Genomic DNA, 6,632 nt, shown 5'->3' with positions numbered 1-6,632 from the left:
AATTTATAAGTGTTGCCCATTTGGCAACACTTGTTATTTTTAGCTTTTGCTGATATGGCTCAGTTGGTAGAGCACACCCTTGGTAAGGGTGAGGTCCCCAGTTCGAATCTGGGTATCAGCACCATAAATAACATGTTCGGCAAGTAAAACAGAATTTGCTTGGCAGCAATAGCGCGGTGGTCCCACCTGACCCCATGCCGAACTCAGCAGTGAAACACCGTAGCGCCGATGGTAGTGTGGGGTCTCCCCATGTGAGAGTAGGGAACTGCCAAGCTTTAATACCCAGTCAAAAGGCCACTCATATGAGTGGCCTTTTGCATTTCTAGTTTTTTCAATAAGATATAAGTATTGGTCAATTACTTGCTTATCTTTCAAATGTAGAGTCTGATAGACTACGCTCAAATTACCTATTGAGTTTGAAGTGAATGTCTGTTTGTCAATCTACTCAGCTAAAAACGTTAAACACATTTTGCATTTCAGCCAGTGCTGATTATATCGGTATAGCCACCTCTATTGAGTCTCTTCTGGCCTTATGGCAAGAAGCAATGGAAAAGAATCACCCTATTTTATTGCTGGGAGGGGGAAGTAACGTCCTCTTCACTGAGAATTTTCAAGGCACTGTGATTCTAAATCGTATCCTTGGTATTAATGTACAAGAATCTGATACTGCATGGCATATTCATGTTGGTGCAGGTGAAAATTGGCATGAGCTGATTACTTATTTATTTAAACAACAAATCTATGGATTAGAAAATTTAGCCTTGATCCCCGGAAATGTTGGGTCTGCTCCAATCCAGAATATTGGGGCATATGGAATTGAGTTTAAACATGTCTGTGAATATGTGGATTTTGTCGAGTTAAAAACAGGCAATCTAATTCGTCTAACGGCAAGTGAGTGTCAATTTGCGTATAGAGACAGTATCTTTAAACATCAATATAAAGACGGTTATGCTATCACCGCCGTTGGCTTATGTTTGAATAAGAAATGGGAGCCAATTTTAACGTACGGTGCCTTAGCGCAGTTTTCACGAGAAAATGTTACTCCAAAACAAATATTCGATGCCGTGTGTGAAATGCGCCAGAGTAAACTACCAGATCCTACGTTGATGGGGAACGCTGGAAGTTTCTTTAAAAATCCTATTGTATCGGTTGAATTGGCATACAAAATTAAGTCTGAATATCCAGATTGTCCCCAATATCCTCATAATGAGCAAAGTGTAAAGATTGCAGCAGGTTGGCTTATCGATCAGTGCCAATTGAAGGGTTATTCTATTGGTGGTGCTGCCGTACATACGAAACAAGCATTGGTATTAATTAATAAAGATAATGCAACGGGACAAGATGTCATTGCTTTGGCTGCTTATATATATAACAAAGTCGCAGAAAAATTTAATATTTTCTTAGAACCTGAGGTTCGCTTTATTGGTAGTGAAGGTGAAATAAATGCCGTGGAATGTATTTCATGAAAGATATTAGTACTCCGTTAAAACTGATTAAAGTGTTATCTGATGGTGAGATTCATTCAGGTCAGCAACTTGGGCAAGAGTTGGGAATGAGTCGAGCAGGGATTAATAAACATATTCAAACTATTCGTGAATGGGGAGTAGAAGTTCTAACTGTTTCAGGTAAAGGTTACCGTTTTCCTGCCCCAATGAATCTCTTGGATAAAGAAATTATTAAAAATTATCTTCCCAATAATCACATTGAAGTGATACCTGTTATTGATTCCACAAATCAGTATATTCTGGAAAAATTAGCAGAACTCAATTCAGGGGATGCTTGTGTTGCAGAATACCAGTATGCAGGTAGAGGGCGCCGTGGTAGGACATGGGTTTCTGCTTTTGGTCGAAATTTATATTTATCCATGTATTGGCGTTTGGAGCAGGGGCCAGCAGCAGCAATAGGTTTAAGTTTAGTAGTAGGTATTGTTATTGCGGAAGTTCTTAACCGTCAGGGCGCAGAGAGAGTAAAAGTAAAATGGCCAAATGATTTATATTTGGATGATAAAAAACTAGCAGGTATATTGGTTGAGTTGACGGGAAAAACAGGAGATGCAGCTCATGTTGTGATCGGAATAGGCATGAATATTTCGATGAGTAACGATCAACAGAAATTAATTAGCCAGCACTGGACTAATTTACAACAATCAGGAACGCTTGTTGAGCGGAATAAGTTGGTTGCTGAAATCATAGTGGAACTTAAAGAATCATTAATTCAGTTTGGAAACGAAGGGCTAACACCTTTCATTCCCCGATGGTTTAAGTTAGATAATTTTATTAATCGTCCTGTGAAATTAATTATTGGTGATCAGGAAGTTCATGGTATAGCCCGTGGAATTGATCGGCAAGGCGCTCTGTTACTTGATATTAATGGGGTTATTACGCCTTATATCGGTGGTGAAATCTCCTTGAGGGGTTGCTGAGTATAAAGTCGGAAATATTTCCGGCTTCAGTTTATTGATAAATTACTGGTTTTTTTATCCAGCATTTTGCTTTAATCAAGTTTCGTCCAGATATTTATAAAAAAGGGTAACATGATTTTTTATAAAGAACTCAGGGAAAGATAACCTCTCCCTGAGTCCCTGAATATTTACTATCAAATTGGCTTCTCTATTAAATTATACAGCTTATCAAGTTGATTAATGCGTGCACGGTAACTTTGCAGCAAACAGGTCGTATCTCCCTTACATTTTTGGCGCTGTTTCAGCCATGCAGTTTGGCTGTCATACATCTCTCCCGACACCCCCATAGCAAACAATCCCCGCAGAAAGTGATATTTCACGCTCATTTCCACATCCAGATCATTCAGCTTTAAATTTGAACAAATTACCTTTTCATCTGGCGTCTTGGCTTTTGCACAGTCAAAACTGGCAGCGAAACTCAGTGGAGAGCAGATTAGTAATATAAACCAGAGATATTTCATTCATTTCTCCTTAATTGAGAGGAGCTACAGGCCTTGGTTCGGTTTGCAATTTTGGCGGTACAATTTTTTCAAACTGGAATGACTGGGCTTTGCCGGTTGCATCTAATTTGCAGGAGAATCGAATGTCGTGCCAGCCATCATCTGTTCTATACATACCTAAGTAGATTTATCTGTCGTTTGTTCATTAATTTTTTGTTGCAGATATTTTTTCTGGCTTGGGGATGATCGTTGAGATGGCATCTGCACTTGTGCAAAAGTTGATAATAGTAGACAGCTTGCCCCCAAATAAGTTAAGTATTTTGAGTAAAACATAATGGATACTCCTCGTTTGAGACTAAAAAAGTATGGCACAGATTTTGTACAGATACCATTGCATGAATATATAAATACTGTCCAGCAAGAGTAATGCTAATGAGAATATTTTCTCTTATTTAGAATAAGAAAGTACTTTCCAATTAATAGCTAGAGCGAAAGTTGTAGTCACAGTATCTCTCACATTATCAATAAGAATGATATTCGGGTATACGGTGTCTGTGATGTGCGGATAAAGATATTCAACTAATTTACTATTTGCTTTATTTGCCAGATGTTTAATGTCAGAGGAAAGAGTTGTGGAACATGACGTTGCTTGTAAAGGATCTTGGGTCAGTATCCACGATAATTCAAAATATTGTTTTGGAGCATAGTCTTTCATCTTTTTAATTTGATCTGACCCCATTTGAAATGCGCTATTTGTATTAGAATAAAGATGATACATATCTAACTCGCTAAGATAAAAAAAACCTGAATTTTTATATTGTTCCAGATCAATATTAGCCTTTTTATTTTCTATGAAGAATAAAACGGCTGGACGAGTTCCATTATTGGTTAGGGAGTTTAAAGTTAAGTTGGAAATATTTTTTGTATCATTATGATAATACAAATGTTTAATGTTAACTAATTGACTGAATAAATCAAACCATTCAGTTTTGTTAAAAGAACGATATTTATGCCAGAAACCTACATCTAAATTGAGGGAATGATCAAGTCTTATCATAATTAACTCATTATGAGATTCTGTAAACAGATTGATTCCATTAATAATAGATTCAATTGATTCACCATTTGCGCCTTCCCATACAATGATATCTCGATAGTGACCAGTAAAAAATTTTCCATCGCTAAGGACAGGTCTAATATCAAAGTATCTTATACCGAGTTTCAATTGCCCTAAGACATCATTAGATTGAGTTAGAGTGTTGCACTCAGAAGCTAAAGTGGTTTTCCATGTCACTGTACTCATTCCTGCATCATGGGAACCCGGAATACAAAGTTTATTAATTGGAAGATCCCCCAGTATATTGCTATAGTCTTGCATCCAAGACTCAGTATTTATATCAGGGCCTATATAATTACCAACATCACCAATAAGAAAGAAATGAATCAATCCATTTGGTTTCCAACCAAGACTGACTACAGAGCCTTTTTTATAGTTTCTTGTTTCTAAATTATCTAGGTGAATTTCCAAATCGAACCTTTCAAGTTCAATTTTATATCTTCCTCGTATTATAAAACTATTGTTTTCTGAATTTATTATTTCATATTTTATTTCAAAATTACAATTGGTTATGTTTTTATCAATGCATGTAATGGAGAAAGAGAGATCTTCTTTAGATTTGATTGATTTTGGAAAATTTGAGACATCAACATTATGAAAAATTTTTGAAGTCCTTTCCCAAACAGAATTGGTACTGTTAACTAGAGTGAGATTTGAAATTTGAAACATGTTTATCTCTCCTTGTTAAAGGGTGATTTTTGTTTCTATTATATTACTTTTTAAGTATATCAGGATTATAAAATATCACATTAAATTTAAAGTCTGTCTTTATTATTTATTTTGATATTAATTAAATATGACATTTGCTTATGTTTTATTTTGGTTGAAATTAATGTTATTAATATTTTTTGAGTATGTTCTACCTCGCCTTGATTTTTAGCGAGGTAGAGTATCTAAAGTATTTTGTAAACAATATATTATGACAGATGGTGCTGCATAAATAATATTATTGTGTAGACATTAAGTATATTGCCTCATAAGGTTTAATTTTCATTTCATGATCAATCTTTTCGGAAGATGGATAATTACTTATTAATACCTGCCATTCTTTGTTTGAAAGAGAAGGCCCTGGAGACCAAAGTTGTGTTTCATCGCTTAGATTTGCGATGACCAGCAAGGTTTGATCCTGCCAACGCCGCAGATAACACCACAGTGATGGGTGCTCTGGCAGCAGATCCAAGTAATCACCATATGTCAGGATAGGCTGTTGCTTTCTCAATCTAATCAAATCGTGGTAGAAATAGAAGATGGAACCTTCATCCTGTAATGCTGCCTCAGCATTGATCTCTGAGTAATTACTGCAAGGCGCAATCCACGGCGTTCCTGTAGTGAACCCTGCACTTGCAGAAGCATCCCATTGCATGGGAGTTCGGCTGTTGTCACGGGATTTCTGTGCCAGAATTGCTAATATATCCTCTGGTTGCATGCCTTTCTCAATGCGCTCTTGATACATATTCAGGCTTTCGATATCCCGATAGTCTTCAATATGCGTAAAGTGAGGGTTTGTCATGCCCAGCTCTTCACCCTGATAGATATAAGGCGTACCCTGCATACCATGCAGCACCATTGCCAGCATTTTGGCGGATATGTTGTGGTACTGATGTTCATTCCCAAATCGAGAAACAATGCGAGGTTGATCATGATTACACCAGAAGAGTGCATTCCACGCTTTTTGGTGCATACCTTGCTGCCATGTTGAGAAAATCTTTTTCAATTCAACATAATCTGGTTTTGCGAGAGTCCATTTCTCTCCATTTGGATAATCAACTTTCAGATGGTGAAAATTAAATGTCATGGACAGCGCTGTTCCGTCCAGAGCAGCATAGCGCTGACAGTGCTCAAGGCCTGTCGAGGACATTTCACCAACGGTCATCAATCCTTTTGGTTGGAAAACATCACGGCTCATTTCTTGCAGATACTCATGTATCAGTGGGCCATCGGTGTAGAATCGGCGGCCATCGCCATGATCATCATCAGGGTAATCTTGCTGTTTTGAAACAAGATTAATGACATCCAACCGCAAGCCATCAACACCGCGATCAGCCCAGAACTCACATATTTTTTTCAGCTCGTTGCGAACGGGTTCATGTTCCCAATTTAAATCGGCTTGTTCTACCGCAAACAGGTGAAGGTAATATTGTTGACTCTCTGCATGCCATTGCCACGCATTACCGCCGAATTTAGATTTCCAGTTACTGGGTAGGGAACCTTCGGAACCATCCCGCCAGATATAAAACTGGCGATAAGGGCTATCAACGTCCTGCGCCGCTTGAAACCACGAATGTTGGGTTGAGGTATGATTGAAAACCATATCCAAAATGATGCGAGTGCCACGGTGATGCGCATTTTGCACCAAATTATCAAAGTCATCCATAGAACCATAATCAGGATTGATGGCACAGTAATCGGCGACATCATAGCCATTATCAACTTGTGGTGATGGATAAATTGGAGTGATCCAGATGGCATCAACACCGAGCTGCTGTAGATAATCCAGTCGTTGGGTGATCCCGTTGATATCTCCTGTGCCGCAACCAGTACTATCCTGAAAACTTTTGGGATAAATTTGGTAGATAACGCTATCCATCCACCATGGTTTTTGTTCCGTCATAAA

5 protein-coding genes, 1 tRNA gene and 1 rRNA gene are annotated in these 6,632 nt (G+C 38.0%); 4 read left to right on the top strand and 3 right to left on the bottom strand.

The features are described from left to right. Positions 1-48 precede the first annotated feature (48 nt). From PSI14_RS16630 to birA, 4 genes are all read left to right on the top strand, one after another. Positions 49-124: transfer RNA gene (locus PSI14_RS16630), tRNA-Thr, on the top strand. A 34-nt stretch (positions 125-158) separates the two neighbouring features. After that, positions 159-274, top strand: a 5S ribosomal RNA gene (gene rrf / locus PSI14_RS16625). 151 nt (positions 275-425) lie between these two features. Beyond that, entirely contained in the window at positions 426-1,466 is a 1,041-nt protein-coding gene (gene murB / locus PSI14_RS16620; protein ID WP_273576953.1) for a UDP-N-acetylmuramate dehydrogenase, read from the top strand. Beyond that, entirely contained in the window at positions 1,463-2,422 is a 960-nt protein-coding gene (gene birA / locus PSI14_RS16615) for a bifunctional biotin--[acetyl-CoA-carboxylase] ligase/biotin operon repressor BirA (RefSeq protein WP_273576952.1), read from the top strand. The genes murB and birA overlap by 4 nt, the downstream gene beginning before the upstream one ends. A 173-nt stretch (positions 2,423-2,595) precedes the next feature. Here birA and PSI14_RS16610 read toward each other — a convergent pair whose 3' ends face one another. The 3 genes from PSI14_RS16610 to treC all read right to left on the bottom strand — a co-directional run bounded on the left by PSI14_RS16610 (position 2,596) and on the right by treC (position 6,629). Beyond that, on the bottom strand, positions 2,596-2,922 hold the full coding sequence (locus PSI14_RS16610; RefSeq protein ID WP_273576951.1) for a lysozyme inhibitor LprI family protein: 327 nt from the start codon (positions 2,920-2,922) through the stop codon (positions 2,596-2,598). A gap of 427 nt (positions 2,923-3,349) precedes the next feature. Continuing rightward, the gene (locus PSI14_RS16605) at positions 3,350-4,687 is read right to left on the bottom strand and encodes a PI-PLC domain-containing protein (RefSeq protein ID WP_273576949.1); all 1,338 of its coding nucleotides are present in this window, start codon (positions 4,685-4,687) and stop codon (positions 3,350-3,352) included. 277 nt (positions 4,688-4,964) lie between these two features. Next, on the bottom strand, positions 4,965-6,629 hold the full coding sequence (gene treC / locus PSI14_RS16600; RefSeq protein WP_273576947.1) for an alpha,alpha-phosphotrehalase: 1,665 nt from the start codon (positions 6,627-6,629) through the stop codon (positions 4,965-4,967). Between the last annotated feature and the right edge of the window lie 3 nt (positions 6,630-6,632).

It is taken from the genome of Xenorhabdus anantnagensis (assembly GCF_028598555.1).
Lineage (GTDB): Bacteria > Pseudomonadota > Gammaproteobacteria > Enterobacterales > Enterobacteriaceae > Xenorhabdus > Xenorhabdus anantnagensis.
Note: the sequence above shows the minus strand (reverse complement) of the source record. Positions and strands in the feature narration are given on the sequence as shown.